Annotated in this window: 14 protein-coding genes; 8 read left to right on the plus strand and 6 right to left on the minus strand. The window is 49.3% G+C overall.

What is annotated here, in order from left to right:
- The first annotated feature begins 21 nt into the window (after positions 1–21).
- The 4 genes from Q4E93_RS10930 to Q4E93_RS10945 all read left to right on the plus strand — a co-directional run bounded on the left by Q4E93_RS10930 (position 22) and on the right by Q4E93_RS10945 (position 6,536).
- A complete protein-coding gene (locus Q4E93_RS10930; RefSeq protein ID WP_303585104.1) occupies positions 22–3,732 on the plus strand; it encodes a histidine kinase in 3,711 nt (1,236 codons plus the stop codon).
- A complete protein-coding gene (locus tag Q4E93_RS10935) occupies positions 3,729–4,484 on the plus strand; it encodes a LytR/AlgR family response regulator transcription factor (protein ID WP_303585106.1) in 756 nt (251 codons plus the stop codon). The genes Q4E93_RS10930 and Q4E93_RS10935 overlap by 4 nt, the downstream gene beginning before the upstream one ends.
- Before the next feature lie 249 nt (positions 4,485–4,733).
- Positions 4,734–5,951, plus strand: a complete 1,218-nt coding sequence (locus Q4E93_RS10940) for an acetyltransferase domain-containing protein (RefSeq protein ID WP_303585108.1) — start codon at positions 4,734–4,736, stop codon at positions 5,949–5,951.
- Positions 5,952–6,002: 51 nt separating this feature from the next.
- Positions 6,003–6,536 (plus strand): type II secretion system protein, encoded by a 534-nt coding sequence (locus Q4E93_RS10945; protein ID WP_303585111.1) that lies wholly within the window; start codon positions 6,003–6,005, stop codon positions 6,534–6,536.
- An 11-nt stretch (positions 6,537–6,547) separates the two neighbouring features.
- Here the strand turns inward: Q4E93_RS10945 and Q4E93_RS10950 are convergent, their stop codons facing one another.
- Both Q4E93_RS10950 and Q4E93_RS10955 read right to left on the minus strand, forming a co-directional pair.
- Positions 6,548–7,183: an HAD family hydrolase gene (locus Q4E93_RS10950; protein ID WP_303585112.1), complete on the minus strand. Its 636-nt coding sequence runs from the start codon at positions 7,181–7,183 to the stop codon at positions 6,548–6,550.
- Between the two features lie 51 nt (positions 7,184–7,234).
- The gene (locus tag Q4E93_RS10955; protein ID WP_303585114.1) at positions 7,235–8,704 is read right to left on the minus strand and encodes an aminotransferase-like domain-containing protein; all 1,470 of its coding nucleotides are present in this window, start codon (positions 8,702–8,704) and stop codon (positions 7,235–7,237) included.
- A gap of 85 nt (positions 8,705–8,789) precedes the next feature.
- Here Q4E93_RS10955 and Q4E93_RS10960 point away from each other — a divergent pair, with 85 nt between their 5' ends.
- Both Q4E93_RS10960 and Q4E93_RS10965 read left to right on the plus strand, forming a co-directional pair.
- Entirely contained in the window at positions 8,790–9,233 is a 444-nt protein-coding gene (locus Q4E93_RS10960) for a carboxymuconolactone decarboxylase family protein (RefSeq protein ID WP_303585116.1), read from the plus strand.
- Positions 9,234–9,246: 13 nt separating this feature from the next.
- Complete coding sequence (locus tag Q4E93_RS10965; protein WP_303585118.1) at positions 9,247–10,038, plus strand: MBL fold metallo-hydrolase; 792 nt, start codon at positions 9,247–9,249, stop codon at positions 10,036–10,038.
- A 244-nt stretch (positions 10,039–10,282) separates the two neighbouring features.
- On the opposite strand, the gene Q4E93_RS10970 is transcribed toward Q4E93_RS10965, so the two are convergent.
- From Q4E93_RS10970 to Q4E93_RS10985, 4 genes are all read right to left on the minus strand, one after another.
- The gene (locus Q4E93_RS10970; RefSeq protein WP_303585120.1) at positions 10,283–11,059 is read right to left on the minus strand and encodes a murein L,D-transpeptidase catalytic domain family protein; all 777 of its coding nucleotides are present in this window, start codon (positions 11,057–11,059) and stop codon (positions 10,283–10,285) included.
- A 127-nt stretch (positions 11,060–11,186) separates the two neighbouring features.
- Positions 11,187–11,678, minus strand: coding sequence for a DUF6496 domain-containing protein (locus Q4E93_RS10975; RefSeq protein WP_303585122.1), 492 nt, complete (start codon positions 11,676–11,678; stop codon positions 11,187–11,189).
- A gap of 164 nt (positions 11,679–11,842) precedes the next feature.
- Positions 11,843–15,070: an AsmA family protein gene (locus Q4E93_RS10980; RefSeq protein WP_303585124.1), complete on the minus strand. Its 3,228-nt coding sequence runs from the start codon at positions 15,068–15,070 to the stop codon at positions 11,843–11,845.
- Positions 15,071–15,336: 266 nt separating this feature from the next.
- On the minus strand, positions 15,337–16,419 hold the full coding sequence (locus tag Q4E93_RS10985) for a DUF2652 domain-containing protein (protein ID WP_303585126.1): 1,083 nt from the start codon (positions 16,417–16,419) through the stop codon (positions 15,337–15,339).
- Positions 16,420–16,482: 63 nt separating this feature from the next.
- Here Q4E93_RS10985 and Q4E93_RS10990 point away from each other — a divergent pair, with 63 nt between their 5' ends.
- Both Q4E93_RS10990 and Q4E93_RS10995 read left to right on the plus strand, forming a co-directional pair.
- Entirely contained in the window at positions 16,483–17,595 is a 1,113-nt protein-coding gene (locus tag Q4E93_RS10990; RefSeq protein WP_303585128.1) for a glycerate kinase family protein, read from the plus strand.
- Positions 17,596–17,706: 111 nt separating this feature from the next.
- Positions 17,707–18,189: a VOC family protein gene (locus Q4E93_RS10995; RefSeq protein WP_303585129.1), complete on the plus strand. Its 483-nt coding sequence runs from the start codon at positions 17,707–17,709 to the stop codon at positions 18,187–18,189.
- Positions 18,190–18,207: the final 18 nt, after the last annotated feature.

An 18,207-nucleotide genomic window follows, 5' to 3' on the forward strand; every position in this document is an offset into this window, starting at 1 on the left:
AAAACAATCTGCAACTATCCAATGAGATTGAGATTGACTGGCGTCCTGGTGCGTGCGGGGTTCTTCCTATGCTGCCTCCTGTCGGGGAAAGGACTGTTAATGGGCCAGGGTGTTGATGGACGGAATTTTATTCGATATACTCAGCAGGACGGACTTTCTCACGATGTCGTAACCAGCGTTACCCAGGACTCCACCGGCTATATCTGGATGTCTACTTTTTTCGGGGTGAACAGGTTTGACGGCAGCCATTTTGTGCAGATGAACAGCTGCAGCGACAGCGCTTCCATGCAGCCGGACTACCTGCGCGGCATGATCTGGCTGGACAGGAGACGACTTGCGGTCTACAGCGACGGGCTACACATCTTTGATACCTACACCGGCAGTATCAAAAGCCTTTTCGTCCCCTTTACGGATAGGAAGTACCAGTATAAATACAACGAGGTCCATTCTGTGCAGTCCGATGCTTCAGGCAATATTTTCCTCCTGACCTACTCAGGCTTTTACCACTTCGATAAGGATTACCAGCTGGCATTCCGCTATGATCATTACGCAAAGGACTCGGTGGCGGGCACCACGTTTGCTTTCGGAAGGAAGCTCATGTGGCTCGATGCCCACCGGCTGCTGGTCGTCACTATTGACGGGTTGTTTTATTACAATATAGATAAGAAGGAGTTCAGGCGGTTGAAGACTTCTGATGCCCCTTTGCTGGCGGATTTTACGCATTTACCCGATCCCGGCTACATATACTTTCAAAACAGGCCCGGTTGTTTTTTTATCATGAACAACCATAACGATACGCTTCGTTATATCGACATGGCAAAAAATATCAGCACTGTCACGGAACTGTCCTGCCATGTGGCCAGGGATGAATTTGGCTACCGGTCAGTTTTGCTGCCCGTCAACGATTCAACAATATACATCACCGCCCACACTTCCGGGTTCTACAAGATCCATTTCGATCCGGGCACGGGGGACGTTGATTTTTACACGGATAAATATTTTCCGTTGTATTCCTGCCGCAACCTGTTCATCGACAGAGACAGGAATCTTTGGGTGGCTACCAACAAAGGGTTGTTCAGACAGGGATATAGCCAGTGTTATGTCGAACAATCACCCATACCCAGCAAAGTGCAAGCCCTGTATCCGAACATCGTAATGGATGATGTCCACGTTCTGGGAAAAAACATCTACGTGGCCACCAGGGGCAACGGCGGATTACTGGTTTTCGATAAAGAGACGCTTCAGTTCATCCGGCGCATTGGCCTGGAAGAGTACAACAGCAAACGAAATGGGGGGATCTATTGCCTCACCGCGCTAAGCGACACAACGCTCCTCGTAGGCCTCAATGGCCCTCTGGTCCGGCTGAACCTTCTGAATGATCATGTGACGCCGGTGAAGCTGGATAAATGGGATGCGCTGCATGACTGGATAGCTGACATATATAAAGATCGTCATGGCAATATATGGGTGGCATCAGGCAATATCTACAGGTATGATGCCGCTTCCAGGAAGTTTTCCGTCATGTCGGTCAACGGTCAACCTTATTCAAGAATAGAAGAGGCCAATATTATAACCGAAGATCACCCGGGCAATATATGGATAGCGGGTCATGGACTGACCCGCTATAATTCGATCCTGAAGATCTTCGATAAGGTGGTGGACACGTTCCCCTCTATAAAAATGCCCGACAGCAGGGTCAATTCATTTGTCGCAGATCACGACAACCACCTTTGGGTGAATGTATATAATAATGGGCTGGCCTGCTACGATTTCAATAAAGGGTTTATCCGCCATTTTACAAGGGACAATGGATTGCCGGATAATAATATTTCCGCGATGATACTATTGGGCAATAAGCTATGGCTGGCAACATTTTCAGGCATCGCCTGCCTCGATATACCCACATCCCGGATCACCAGCTTTGGAAAAGAGGATGGTTTTCCGGACCTTCCGATCAATATAGGCACCAAGTTCTACTATGACGTTGCCGAGAATATGCTTTACATCGGCTTCGCAACGACATTGGTAAGGTTTAACCCTGATATAGTGTATCGAAAAGAGCCGCCTCCGCACTTTTTTATTGAAGGGATCAGAGCAGGCGATCTAAGGGAATACATTTATCCTCAAAAGGCGGTGGAAGCCCGCTGGAATGACAACGATATAAGGGTTACCATTGGTTGTATCAACTTTTCTTCCAGCAACACGCAGCGCTTCGCTTATCGTATTTTAAAAAATGATAGCACTCTCTGGCAACCTTTAGGCGCCCAGAATACGTTTAGTATTTCCAGTTTGCCACCAGGGGACCATCGGATACAGGTGAAAGTTTTCTCGGCGCACAACCGATGGCCCGAACAGGTAAAGGAGATTTGGATAACTATATTGCCTCCTTTCTGGAAACAAAACTGGTTTACCATCACCTGGATATTATTATTGGCACTTTGTGTTTATTTATTACTGAAATGGAGGATCGAGCTCACCCGCAAAAAAGAACAGGCAAAAACGCATATCGAAAAATTAAAGGCCGAAGAGTACAAAAGTCAGTATGAGCTGGAACAGATCAGTCATTATTTTTCTTCTTCCCTGGCGGATAAAAAGAACGTGGAAGGAGTTTTATGGGACGTGGCGAAGAACCTCATAGGCCGGATGAATTATGTGGATTGTATGATCTACCTGTGGAATGAAGATAAAAGCAAGATGGTCCAGAAGGCATCCTATGGTCCAAAGGGGTCTCCGAAGGCCATTCGGGAAAAAGTGTTCGATGTGTTGCCGGGACAGGGGGTTGTCGGACAAGTGGTGCTGACCCGCGAGCCTTTGCTGATCGCCAATACCCGTGAGGATGATCGCTATAGAGTGGATGATATAGCCCGGTTAAGTGAAGTTTGCGTGCCTATTATACACAATAACGAGCTGATTGGCGTTATCGATTCTGAACATCCTGAACCAGACTACTATAAAGAAAGGGACATTAAGATCTTAACCACTATTGCCACACATGTCGGCAATAAGATCAAACAAATAGAGTCCCAGCAGTCGCTTGAGATCAAACAAAGGGAGCTGGTGTCCATTAACCAGCAGCTTGCGGAGGCACAGCTGTCGGCATTACAGACCCAGATGAACCCTCATTTCATCTTTAACTCCCTGAACAGCATCAAAGGAATGATCCTGGACAACGAGCAGAAGAAGGCTTCCCGTTATCTCAGTAAGTTCGCCCAGATGATCCGTATCACCCTGAACCAGTCAAAGGAAACCTTCACCACCTTGTATGAGAACATGGAATATCTTGAGAGCTACCTGATGATGGAAAAGCTCCGGTTTGGCGACTTCTTTACGTTCAGCATCGATGTCGACGACGAGATAGACAAGGAAGATGTCCTCATCCCCACCATGATGATCCAGCCCCTGGCTGAGAATGCCATCTGGCATGGGATGATGCACAAAAAGGGTGAGATGAAGCTACTAGTACGTTTTTCAATGGAAGGGGAGACCATATCCTGTACTATCCAGGACAATGGCATCGGAATTGAAGAATCTCAGCGGCTGAAGCAAATACAAAAGCCGACACATCAATCCGTGGGGCTCAGCAACCTGCGCCACCGGATCAAGATCCTGAATGAGAAGTTCGATGCCGGCTGCAGTCTTGAAATTAAGGATTTAAGCCATGTTCCAGGCAACGGTACGGGTACTTGTGTTGTCCTACGATTTAATACTATCACTAACAAACCATGTGTATGAAGGCAATTTTGATCGATGACGAACCCGATGGTATCCGCACCTTAAAGAGGATGCTGGAATGGAACTGCCCCGAGGTAGAGATCGCCGCTACCTGCCTGGACGTCGATGCCGGAAGGGAAAAAGTTGAAGATATCAGTCCCGATGTAGTGTTCCTCGACATCCGGATGCCGGGCAAGAACGGCCTGGAAATGCTGACCGAATTACCCGAGCGGAATTTCGAGGTCATATTCGTGACGGCGCATAATGAATATATGCTGCAGGCACTGCAATTCAGCGCCGTAGACTACCTGATGAAGCCGGTGGACGAAGACAGGCTGGTAGAGGCTGTAGACCGTGTATGCAAAAGATTAAGACAGGAAAAGAGCTCAGAACAGGCCGAGGCGCTGATACATAATATTAATAAAGCTAATAAACCAATGGAGATGAGACTATGCCTTCCCACGCAGAGAGGATTCACCATCGTAAAGCTGGAAGAGGTCATGTATTGCGAGGCAAAGAGGAGCTATACTGTCTTTCACTTCACGAACAACAAATCGCTGCTGATATCAAAGCCCCTTTTCGATTATGACAGACTGCTAAGCAATATCTTCCTTCGGGTCCACAAATCTTTTCTCATCAATTTATTGCATGTAAAGGAATATGTACGTGGCGAAGGCGGTGTCATCGTCATGACCAATGGCGCGGAAATAGAGGTCAGCCGCCGGAAAAAAGAGCAGTTCCTGATGAAGGTGAAAGAATCTTTTAAATATTAGCGACTGTCGCAAGCCGTTTGGTAAATGATACAAGCCGAAGATCATGTTGCCATAGCCCATAGATCATTTCCATTTTTCTCCATCGAATTGTAACATACTTTTGACCCGTTGAATAGTTCATAGCAAGGGTCAACATGGTTTGAAACAGAAAAGACCCGGCAATTCTTTGTCCGGGTCTTTTATTTTATGTTCCGCCCCTTATCTGCCTGCCTACCCCCCTTTTCATCCCTTAAACTCGAATTGCACGTTATGTCAGCCGTTAAGAAACGTATTGAATCAATAGACCTTTTGCGAGGGATCGTGATGATCGTCATGGCCCTGGACCACGTCCGCGACTATTTTCACCACGATGCCTTCCTGTATGATCCGACGAATCTGCATCGCACCAATGCCTTCCTTTTCTTTACCAGGTGGGTAACCCATTACTGCGCACCCATCTTCGTGTTCCTTTCAGGAACTTCCGCATATCTATACGGTCTCAATAAAAGTAAAAAGGAGTTGTCCATATTCCTTTTTACCAGGGGAATATGGCTGGTGCTGCTGGAGCTGTTCGTTGTCACCTTTGGCTGGACGTTCAACGCCGCCTATCCGGTTCATAATTTACAAGTGATCTGGGCCATAGGCATTAGCATGATGGTCCTGTCGGCCGTCATATACCTGGACAGACGTCTTATCCTGCTGCTCGGCCTGCTGCTGGTAGCAGGTCACAATATGCTGGATGGCATACACTTTCCGGGGGAAGGTCCCGTCTCCATCTTTTGGTCCTTTTTACATGATCCGGCGACCTTCCGGTGTGGACATTCGATGTATATGATCCGTTATCCCGTCGTGCCCTGGATCGGAGTGATCACGCTCGGGTATTATTTCGGCGCATTATATGCGCCTGAGGCAAACCCCGAATTAAGGAAGGTCTCGCTGTTGTCGATAGGTTTCGGTGCTATCAGCCTCTTCCTTGTCCTGCGGTCCGGCAATTTTTATGGCGATGCCGCCCATTGGACCCGCCAGAACCACCCTCTTCTCACGCTTTGCTCGTTCGTCAATGTCACCAAATACCCTCCTTCCTTTTTGTATGTGCTGATGACCCTGGGACCTGCCATGATCTTCCTGGTGTTTGCGGAAAGGTGGCAGCCTTGCATCACCCGTCCCGTCCCATTCAAGCCGCTGAGAAAGGTCAGGGAGAAGATTGCTGTCTTCGGGAGAGTGCCCATGATCTACTACCTGGCGCATATTTTCCTCATTCATCTACTGGCAATAGCAGGCGCCCTCTTTCAGGGATATAAGGCTTCGGCTATGATCCTCCCCAGCCGCGTGAACCAAACCGCGGAACTGAAAGGATATGGATTTGACCTATGGGTCGTGTACATGGTCTGGGCCGTCACCGTCCTGGCATTATACCCCCTGTGTAAGTACTACGATCGTTATAAGCGGGCGCATCAGCGGCAACAATGGTGGTTGAGCTATCTGTAATAATGACCGGGACCAGTAGAATTATAACGGATTTTTATTATTTTGGGGCTTATGCAAACTCCCAACACCCGGCAAAAGCCGCCCTATTTGCTGGGCCTGCTATGTTTATTCCCGTTGATCGGGGCATTTGTTGGATTGGCGTTGCTGCTATATGGAATCTTCAAATACAAAGACAAGCTCCTTATCGCTATCGGTGCTTTCGGAATACTCTTTACAGTGGCCATTTATTCCTTTCTCTTCTATTCAGTCTTTAATAATCCGATGTTTAAGAAAGGTTTTCGCGAGATTTCGCAAATGCAGCTCAATAGTCTCGTCCATAATATAGAATTCTACAAATTGCAGCATGGACAATATCCCGATAGTCTCATTCAAATACAGAAAGATGATCAACTTGCACCCATCGCTGATGCGCTAATGGTCAGCGCGACGGCCAAGAATATCTATTACAATTACGGCAGGGTAGGAGATCGGTATTTCCTCTTCTCGTCCGGCATGGATGGCCTGCCTGGGACCAAAGATGATTTTTATCCACAGATAACCATATCAGATAGTAGCAGGATCGGTCTCGTAGCTCCCCCGCGATAGCCGGCCTTTCGCTATAATGTCAGTCCCATTCCTTCCAGCGCCTCTTTTGTCTGCGCCACATTCCTGTGGTTGTGGACGACACCCCGAAGTCCCAATCCCTGCGCCACCTGCACAAACATAGGGCGGTCGTCAATATACACCACTTCTTCCCTTGGCACCTGTGCAATATCCAGCGCGATCTTCCAGATGTCCGCATCCGGCTTCCTGAAATGTACAAAACAAGACGAGATAAAGAAATCCACGAATTCGTTTAGCTTATACATCTTTATCCTGTGTTCATTGAGTTCCCTGCCTTCATTGTTGACCACGGCGATCCGGAGCTTGTACTTTGCTTTCAAAGCTTTGATGAGGCCGATCATTTCGGGATAAGCCACGGATTGCTGGAACATAAAATCGCGGAACGCTTCCATAGTGAATGGGCGATCCTTATAAAAGACGGAGCTCTTCAGGTATTCATCCAGACTGAGCTTGCCGGTCTCATAAGTATCGAAAGTCATGCGATGCCTGTCGTTCAGATCATCCAGGTCCAGTCCGAATTGCTTTGCCGCCGCTTCCCTTGACTTCCTGTCCCAGCCATTGGTAAGCATTACGCCTCCAACGTCCAGAAAAAGGGCTGTTACGGGCGCCGGGGTAGAATTTGTTGCCATTGCTATAGATTAATATTTTAATGCAATCTAACAAGAAATACCCTTCGTTGTTCAATCGATCGCTGCTTTCAGTATGCCGATGGCTTGCTCCTGCTCCTTATGATCGAGGGACGCAAATCCCATCCGCACGGAGTTGTACCTCCTGGTGTCAGCGTCATAAGCCGTGCCATCCCTGATGATCAATCCCTTCGCATAGGCCTTCTTCGACACTTTCACCATATCGGCCCGCAGAAATTTCACCCATACGGACATGCCCCCGTCCGGCACTTTAAAATCCACGTGATCTCCCAGTTCCGACGACAACAATTCGCATAGATGGTCCCTTCTTTCCTTATAGAGCTTTACGGACTTTTTGATGTGACTGCTGATCGTACCATCCTTATAGAGTCCCGCAACGGCATTTTCCATGAGACTATCGCCTTGTGTATCCAATGCTTTTCGTAGCCAGACGGCATGACGGATGAAAAGTTCCGGGGCCACCATAAAGCCGATCCTGATAGCCGGCGCCAATGTCTTTGTCAATGTACCGATATAGATTACGCTCCCATGCCTGTCCAGGCTGGCCATTGGCATCATGGGCCTGCTGGCGTAATGGAAGTCGTAGTCATAATCATCTTCTATGATGGCGAATTTATATTTCACCGATAGTTCCAGCAGCCTTATCCTTCTTTCCGGAGTTAGGGTCACGGTCGTGGGGTTGTGGTGATGCGGGATCACGTAGACCATCCGGATCTTTTTGCCCCGGCAAAGCTTTTCCACCGCGTCGATATCCATACCTTCCCCATCTACAGGAACATGGTTGATCCTGGCGCCCAACTGCAGAAAGGTAAGGTCGGCGCCTGAGTATCCGGGTGTTCCGACAATGATGGCGTCACCGGGTGACAGCACTATGCTGGCAGCGATATAGGTTCCCATCTGCGCGCCGCGCGTAATAAGGATATTGCGAGGCGTAATGGGCAGGCCCCGTGTATCGCTTAAAAATCCGGCCAGCGTCTCCCGTAACAATCCAGTCCCCTGGGCGCCGCCATACATCAGGTATTTCTTATGAGTGGCCATCCGGGAAAAACTTCGCATGCTTCTGATCAGTTCCTCCGTTGGGGCCAGGCGGCCGTCAGGGAAGCCGTCATTGATAATGAGCTTGCCTGCCTCAGGAAAATCTCCCAACGGCACCGGCACGATCTTTTTTTCATCAAAGGGAAACATCGTCTTTTCCGGCATACTAAAGACAGGCTGCGCCGCATCGATCCTCCCGGGTGTCAGGACAGGCAAATCCTTTTTTACAAAAGTTCCTTTACGCGCCTGCATCTCTATCCATCCCTGCGCCTGCAGCTCGTCATAGGCCGCCACCATGGTCATACGGTTGACATGTAAAATTTCCGCGACTTCACGGCTCCCCGGCAGCTTCAATCCTTTGCGTAGCCGCCCTGACCGGATATTGTGAATAAAGGCATTGGTGATCTGCAGATATATGGGTGTCCCGGACTTTTCGTCAATCCGGATCAATTCTTCCAGGAGTTGCATATCTGGATTAGTTGTTTTGTTGTTTCTGGATTAGTTAGCTAATCCAGAAAGATACTACTTTTATTCCATCAATAAAGCACATTATATGACAGAAAGAATGAATATAGACAAGGCGGAGCCCCGTATTTACAAGGCAATGGACGCCGCCGACAGGCAGATCGCCGCATTTGACCTGGACCCAAAGCTGGTAGAACTGGTAAAGTTGAGGGCATCTCAGATCAATGGCTGCGGCTATTGCGTCAATACGCACTCCAAAGACGCCCGGAAGGCAGGAGAGACGGAACAAAGGGTTTTTGCCATCGCCGCCTGGTGGGAAACCCCTTTTTTCACGCTGGCGGAGCAGGCTGCGTTGAAGCTCACCGAAGAGATCACCCGGATAGGCGAGGGGGGCTTGTCAGAAGACACTTATCAAAAAGCGCTGCAGCACTTTGGGAACACCGGCGTGGCACAGCTTATCTTTACCGTAGTGACGATCAACAGCTGGAACAGGATCGCTATTTCCATGCACATGATAGCGGAAAAGGATTAAAAAATTCATCGATATGCAACCGTCAAAAATTTGCGCCACCTGCGGCACCTACTATTCTTCGAATGCCTCATACGATGTTTGTCCCATTTGCGCGGACGACAGGCAATATCTCCCCGAAGGGGGGCAACGCTGGACCACACCGGAAGAATTGACGTCGAGATACAGCGTCCGAACCAACCAGCTGCGGCAAAACGTCTATGAGCTGGAGATCGCCCCCTCTTTTGCCATCGCACAGCGGGCATTCCTTATCCTTTCCCCTCAAGGAAATGTTCTTTGGGATTGCATCCCGCTGCTCAATGAGCCTATCGTCGAATTTATAAAAGCGCGTGGCGGCTTGCGTGCCATTGCCTTCTCGCACCCCCATTATTACAGCAATATGCATGATTGGGCCGCAACATTTGACTGCCCTGTCTACATTCATCGCAGCGATGAGCAATGGATCTTTGGCAAGGGCGACCGCGTGGAGCTTTGGGATGGGACCGAAAATCCTCTATGGGATGGGATGCGGCTCATCAATGTCGGCGGCCATTTCCCGGGCAGCAGCATTTTGCACGTTCCTTCTCTCTCTGAAGAAGGGGCCGTGTTTTGCGGAGATACACTGGTGATTTCCCCCAATAAGAAGCATATAGCTGTTATGTACAGCTACCCCAACAGGATGCCGCTGCCGCACGGAGAAGTACAACGGATCAAAAAGCAGGTGGAGGCCATCCCTTTCGATATGCTGTTTAGCTTTATGCGGGATTTGAATCTCACGGAAGATGTCAAAGAAATTTTCGATAGGTCAATGGAGAGGTACCTGCAATAAGCCGGACTATATATTAACAAATACTTTAGAAGCGGGAGAGTACTTTAGGGAAAAATAAAAATGGGATATTTCTGGGCCTTTTTCACTGGCAGTTTTGGTAATAGTGCTTATTTCAATATGGACCTTCCTTGTACGCAAGAGCCTGATTGATTTGCTATGCCTTTTGTACGGAGAGAGTGCCCCGGACCAGAGGAACAGCCAGCGATCACAAACAGCGTAACAAGGGAGATATAAAGAAATGACCTCATGAAGCCAGCCGTGATCTATGCAGATACCTGATATCCGGGCTATAGATAAAGAGACAGCTTCCCCCACGGATAATATCGATAAGGGATTTGTCCAGGTCTTCAGGGATAGCAGGGCACCCTTCGCTCCGGCCCAGGTAACCCCACTGGCGAATGTGGTCTTCACTTACATAATCTGCCGGGTGCATAATGATGCTCCGGTGAAGGGCATTGTCATTCCATCCTTTTTCCTTCCCTTCCAGCCTGAGAGAATACCCATGCTGCCCGATGAAAGGTTCCCCCGTGAGATAAAATCCCAGGCTGCTCATATAACTGTTTGGGCGATTGGAAAAACGGGTAGCGAGTAATTTACCGGAGTTGCGACCATGCGCGACGAGGGAATTGAATATCAGCGTCTCATTGTACATGTCCAATACAAAAAGCCGCTTTTGGGTGGACGGCTTCGAGAAATCGATGATGGAAAGAACCCCCGGATTGCGAACCTCGCCCGACAGGACCAGGCTCAAAAAGCCTGCAATCCCTTTATGAAAAGCTTCCATGCTCAGTCCAAGGCTGTCTAGCTGCAGGCTGTTATAAAGTATGTTCAGCCGGGATGAATCGGCGTACGAAAAATTTGGAATAGCAGCCTTGGCAGTCTTGCTGTGAACACTGGATATTTCAGGAGTGGGAGACGGGGCAGGAGCAAGGGGTAAAAAACTGAGGAAAAAGAAAGCGGCCAGGGACAGGCACAACACATTCACAAACTTCACGGTCCGGCGCGACGGGCTTTTCACCATTGGATAAATTTTAGATTCCCCAATTTACCCCCAATTAAGAAAAAAATAGGGTGATGGCCCAACGCCTTAAAGAAATTTTAACATTTGTAAGCGTCCCATAAGCCGCCTTGTAGCCGAAATGACCTATTTACCGGCTGGCCCTTGTCCTCGCAGCCTTTTTTGCTGCTGACGAACGCCCGCCCGGTCCCTTGGTCGCCGCGGCCTTTTTGGCAGATGCGCTCCTGTCAGCGGCGCTGCGCTTGCTGGCGGCGGATCTTGCCTGCCGGGACAACGCCCTGGGGGATGCCGCCTCCGTCCCTTCTTTTTGCAAGGCTTTTACTCTGGCCTGGCTGCGCGACTTTGAAACGGGCGCATGGCTCTTCCCTTTTTCTGTATCCCTTTTGGCATTTGCGCGGGTCTTCTCCGAAACAGTGCCTTTCTTAGGCTGCTTCAGGTCGACGCCTGCACGGCGTGCTTCGGACAGACCGATGGCAATCGCCTGTTTGGTATTGCGGGCTCCATGTTTTCCTTCGCGGATATTATCGATCTCCTTGCGTACAAATTCACCTGCCTGGGTGCTGGCGGACTTGCCTTGCTGCTTGTCGCGTTTAGCGCGATCCATGGTTGCTTTGTCTGGCATAAAATAATGATTTTACAGACACAATGCAATTGATATGCCATGCATGGTTGGCAGTGTCTCCTGCCAGGAAACTATGGCTTTTGCTCATCCCTGAAAGTATGCAAGCAGCAGGTTGCAAGCGTATGCCGTCCGATGCGTTATGTTACTATTAAGAATTAAATGGGTTAAGCCTTTTTCGCCTTGCCCAGCCCCACCTTGTAATCATCCGGCGTACCGGATATCTTCAGGTTCATAAACCGTACCCGCTTGTCCTTATCGCGATATTCTATGGCATCCACCTGGTCAGGGTCCACCTCTTCCCGCTTCCTGCCGAAGAGCATGCGAAAGCCGACCTGTGTCACCATTTTCAGGGGGATGCGAACATAATACTCCATATGGGTATCCAGCGACTGGGTGCCGGAGATCTCCATAAAGCCAAGAGAGGAATTGATATTCATGGAAGGGATGGTAAGTGCGCCATCCTTGAAAGTGAGCTTGTCGCGTAAGGTATCAAAGCGCACCATGTTCAGATTTTTATCCGAAAAATAGCTTGACATGGCCTTGATGGGTGTAAAATTGACCAGCATACCGTCGGTAATAGCGACGTCCATCTCCGCCTGACAATGGTCCATCAGGGGCGTCAGGTCGGGATGCACTTGTATATAAGTTTTGATGTCCCCGCTGAGATGGCCCTTTATGTTCTTGTTGATCACATAATCCTGTCCAAGATAATCCAGCTTCAGCATCATCTTTTCTATGTTCACGTCCTGCACCTTGATCTTGCTCCGCAAATAGATCTTATCCGCGTTGCTGCCATTGAAATGGGCGCGGGCATTGATCTTGCCTTCCGCGATGTCCATGCCTAAGGTGTCGAGATACAACTGCTGATTGGTCTGCATCCGGATATTGGTAAAGAAGTTCTTTATCCAGAGACGGCGATATTTTATCTTTCCGATGTTCGCCGATGCATTGAAGTTGATAAAGGGTATCTGGAATACATTGAAGGCGCTGGCATGCACGGACGTCTTTGCCACTACATTGGCCGCCGGCATCTCCGAAAGATCAGGCGCCGGCTCTTCAGCCGTCAGACGATAGCTCATCAGCTGGTCCACGTCCAGCATACGCGCGGAGAATTGCAGGTAATTCTCTTTTTTCATCCTCATGGTGTCCTTACCGGTGTACAATCGCATGCTGATGTCGAAATCGCTGTTACCGACCTTGCCCTTCAACGTATCGATCTTTATAAAGTTGTCGGTGCCGATCTTCACATTGCCGTTGACGCTGTCCAGCCGGAATGCGTGATTTTTCAGCTCTCCTGAAATATTGGCGATCCTGATATTGGCAAATCGAAAAACAGAATCATATTTCAGGTCTATTTTGCTTCGAAGCCAGAGGTTGGAAGCTACTTCGTCATGGTAGTCCTTGGGTACGTATTGCCGGCTCTTGCGTCCCAGCAGATCATGCATGGCCAGGTGCTGGGATTTCAGGTCGAATGCCACCTGCGTTCTTCCCTTCATCACTTTGTTGAACCACAAAGCATAATTGTTTACGCGACCGCTGAAACGAATGTCGCTGCTGTCTATCTTGCCGGCGAAATTCTTGAGACGCAGGGTCGTATCTTCGATGGTCAGCTCCGCGCCGAAATCATGAAAGACATGGGGGTATCGTTTGAAGGCAGCGTTCAGGTTCTGGACACTGAATTTACCTCTTGGAAGAGGTTTTGGATGCAATAGCTCGTTTACCGAAGTTTCCAGCGCCAGGCTGATGTTGAAACCGTAGATCTCTTCTCTTGCTTTTTTGTTCTGATTAGTATCGGCATTCAGCAGCTCCCGCAGGATGATCTTATTGCTATGGGCATTGAAAGCCACCTGCACCGGCTTTTGCTGGCGATGGAAGATAGCCGGCAGATCGCTGATCCATCCGTCCATATGGAAGTCAGAATTGCCGACCTTGAAGATCAGGGAATCCAGGTTTAAAAAGCCGTCTTTCATGGCAGCATGCGCATTCACATGCTCGATATTAAAAGGATAGGAGGGGACCCGGAATGTAAGGTTACGCACTGTCAGCTCGCTCTGTATACCCTGCGTCAGCTTATCCACGGATTGCTCTGGCAGGCTGAGGTCCACCAGCTCTTTAAAATCCATCTTCAGGCTGATATGCCCCGTTAATCGCTGCAGATCCTTTATCCCTAAGAACGCTCCGATAAATCCAAGCTCCAGTTCCGCGTTCACCCGCATGGAGATCTTGGGGTCGGAGAAATCGCGTAGGACAAAATTGCCTTTAAAGATCCCTTCACCGGGCCGGGCCGTCATATCCAGCAGCCGCAACTCTGAGGTTTTCAGGCTCCTGCCGGCTCCATTGGTATAGTACCCTTTAAAGCCGAGGGAGTCCAGTTTTTTGTTGGCGTGCGTATTGTTCAGCCACGCATTGCGGCAGGAGAAGGAAAGTTCGATCAATGGTTGCTGACCGCCTTTCAACTTGCCTTTAATTTTTCCGTCGAACGCCAGGTGCCCGTCATAACGGAAATGCTTCAGCTCTTTAACCACTTCCGGCGGGGCGAAAGAGAATAATTGCGCAAAATCGGGCTTGTCTCCCGTCACGCGGATATCCACCAGGTTGTCGTGTAAAAAGTCCGCCGACCCGGTGATATTGAAAAGGGCATCTTCCAGTTTCAGATTGCAGACTCCCAGCCTTAGTACTTGCCCCGGTTTTTCATAGGTCAGCTGCACATTCGTCTCCAGATGGTTGTGCCGGAACAAGGCAGTGTCCCCGGGACGGGTATAATCCACCATCATGCCCCCCTGAAGCTCAGCGATCACCTTCATACTATCATCCTGTAAGGAAGAGCGTATTTTATCTATATGCGTGGCGATCTGCTGCCCACTCCTCTTGTCCAGATAGGAGATGATGATGTTCTTCAGGACTATTTTTTTTATGGCAAGATCCAGTGCCGCGGGAGCGGAAGTATTGGCGACTCTCGTCGTATCCTTCGTCATCCGGCTGGCCTCTACGATATTCAGCTTGCCGGCTGTGTCCTGCACCAGGTCCAGATGACCATTCTTCAATGCAATCACCTTCACATGATACTGCTGTTTGAGGATATCTGAGAGACTAAAGCCAGCAAACATGCGCTCTGCCTCGTAAATAGGCTTATCCGACGCAAGTTTGCCGGGATAGAATTTAACGTTCTTCAGCCCGATGGAGATATAAGGAAAATTCTGGAAAGCGGTGATCTCGCTGCCGTCCACCACCAATCTTCCCGGCAGCTGTTTGTTCAGCTCTTTCACAGCTATTCCCACCAGACGCTGTTGCTGGGAATAGAGGATCGCAACGGCAGTGATCACCAGTACGAGGAGAATGACAATCGGCAAAAGAATAAACCGAAGCAGGACCCGTCGGATTTTAACGCTCATAGGAACCTTTTTTTTCGACCTGTTTGCCGGCATCATTTCGCCTGGTAAGGCCTGGTTTTAAAACGGGTTTATCGATTAATATAGTGTGGACGCCATGGGTTAATTTTATTTAAAATACCAGCTATACGTACGGTATTAAGTATGAGGTACGTATGCAGCAACGGGCCCGGGTCAATATAGGCACCGAAAAACAGCGATGCACCGGTGATATTGAAAATGCTTGACAACACCGGCAGGACCCTGGACAGACTAAGAAGGGAATATTTTCATTCTTCAACATCGTAGGCGTAGCTGGGGATCTCCGCCACTACTTTGTCAAGGTTTAGCAGCGATCGTTCATACGCCGCTTCCATTTTCTTCTCTTTTGTCAGGCGGAACAGGAAGTTGGCCACCGGATCTTTCTTCACGTGGTAGCTCAGCGTAAGCCGGGTCTTGTCATCGCTTATCCTTTCCATAAGGAAGTAAGTGGTGGCGGTCTTCTTCTCATTCGTCTCGCTAAACTCGATCCTGTCTTTCTGATAGGCATAGCTGCTGGTGAAGATCAGTGCCAGTCCGCTGTCTAATAAAAAGCGTGAACGCATGCCCACCCGGGGAAGGAAGTGGTTGATCTCTTCCACTTTTTTCACTCCTTCCTGCCAACGGGCGCGATAGTGGTAGTCCCCCACCGCATGGAACAGGGTAATGATATCCGTAGAATACTCCCTGGAAAATGACAACATCTTCACTTTATCCTGGATGCATAGCTGAGGGGAGGGGTCAGGCTGGATCTCATTTTTCAGCTGACTTAGCTGGGTATAATAAAATGGGATCTCGCCATTTTCCGTTTGCTTGGCGCTGCTGCCCCATTGCATCCATTGTTTAAAGCCGACGGGTGGCTGCTGCGCCGCGCTATTGGTCAGTAGCCAGTATTCATGCTGCTCGATATCGTTCTTCAACAGCTGGTGGGCGACGATAATGTCCTTGCCAATGAGCTTGTTGAAGTTTTTTACATTGTAGCCCGTGAATTCGCCATAATGGGTGATGACCTTTAAAGTCAGGTCGATAGCGGATATGCAGGCTTTGCACTGACAGAACCTTGTCTGGTCATAAGCCATCAGCTGCTTATGAAATTCACAGAACATACGTTCTACCTGTTTATACAAAACTTCCAGGTCAGGAATGTCCCCGAATTTGTAGAAAAGGATGGCATCTCCCTCGATCTCGGAGATCTCAAGCCCTATCTGATTGGTATTGATCAATGTTTCCAGCAATTCCTGGATGATCATCCGGCTGTGTTCGATCTCCGTTGAATGGACAAAGCGTGTGAAGCCGCTGATGTCAGGTATAAAAAGCAGCCCTTGGTTGGCCATTTTTCTTTTAAAGTTAAGACTTTCTCCTGGAAGAAGTATCTTGCTTCCCTGTTGCGATCAATTATGAAAGTCATCATCGCCCCGGATAAATTTAAAGGAAGCCTTACCAGCTTTGAGGCCTGTGAAGCCATTGTCGCCGGCATAGCAGCCTTCGATAAGACCATTAGCTGCCTATCCTTTCCGATGGCCGACGGAGGGGACGGCTTTGCCGCGGTGATGAAACATTATCTCCAGACGGATACGATGCACTCTTATACTGAAGATCCCCTGGGGAGACCGGTCGCCGCCTCCTATGAGCTGAAGAATGGGGTCGCCATCATCGAAATGGCTGCCGCCAGCGGGCTTGTGTTGTTGAAGGAAAAAGAAAGGAATGCTTTGAAGACCTCCACCAAAGGGACCGGGCTCATGATAAATGATGCCATACACGCCGGCGCAAAAAAGATCATCCTCGGCCTGGGGGGCAGCGCTACCAATGACGCAGGAACGGGTATACTGGAGGCATTGGGCTTTCTGTTCCTGGATAAAGGCGGTCACGCGGTGAATACCTGCGGTGAAAACCTCGTTCACATCGACAAGATCATTCCTCCGACGCGATTGCCAACGGTACAATTCGAGATTGCCTGTGATGTGCAGAACACCCTTTACGGTGAGCAGGGCGCCGCCTTCGTATATGCTCCCCAGAAAGGCGCTTTGCCCGAAGAGGTCCGGCGACTGGACGATGGTCTCCGTCATTTTTCCGGCCTGCTGCAAAAAGACATCGCTTCCGTCCCTGGAACCGGCGCCGCCGGCGGCATCGCGGCAGGACTGATGGGGTTCTTCGATGTCCGGCTGCAAAAAGGCGTCGAGCTGGTGATGGATACTTCAGGGATCAGAGACGCCATTGGGGAAGGCAACCTCGTCATCACGGGCGAAGGAAAGATCGATAAACAATCATCGTATGGGAAAGTCGTGGGAGAAATAGCCTTGCTGGCCGGAGATCATCATATCCCTGCCATTGCTTTTTGCGGCATCACGGAAGTTGACGACGCGGGTCTCCTGAAATTGCAGGCAGTCCGGGCCATCACTCCGGCTGATATGAGTCCGGCAATGGCAATGGCGAATGCGGCGATCCTACTCCAAAAAGAAGTAAAGGCGTATTTCGTTAAGGAAAGCGAGCCCCTGGACCCAAGTTTGTAAGCGGATATATCTGTCACAATCTCCCCCTGACAATGTCGTGTTCCACGCCCTTCGGAATGTCGTAGGGGCTGTAATTTGCATGATATAACTAATAACCTAAAAAACATTGTTATGGCAACCGTTCAGAGGATCACACCCAGCTTCTGGTTTGACTGGCAGGCAGAAGCAGCAGCAAAATTTTATACATCCATTTTTCCCAATTCCAGCATCGGCAGGACCAGCCGTTATGGAAAAGAAGGTTTTGAGGTCCATCAAATGCCGGAGGGCACCGTGCTGACGATAGACTTTACGCTGGACGGACAGAAATTCTCCGCGCTTAATGGAGGCCCCCTGTTCAACTTCAATGAATCTATTTCATTTATCGTGAGCTGCAAGGACCAGGAAGAATTGGACTATTACTGGGATAAGCTAAAGGAAGGAGGGGATGAAAAATCGCAGCAATGCGGCTGGTTAAAAGATAAGTTCGGCGTATCCTGGCAGATCGTACCGTCCATTTTGGCTCAGCTGATGGATGATCCTGCAAGATCAGGCCGTGTGATGACGGCGCTATTGAAAATGAAGAAACTGGATATTAAAGCGTTGCAGGAGGCGTAAACAATTATATTCCGGCTT

The sequence above is a fragment of the Flavitalea plasmicola genome (genome assembly GCF_030546645.1).
In the GTDB taxonomy this organism is placed as follows: domain Bacteria; phylum Bacteroidota; class Bacteroidia; order Chitinophagales; family Chitinophagaceae; genus Puia.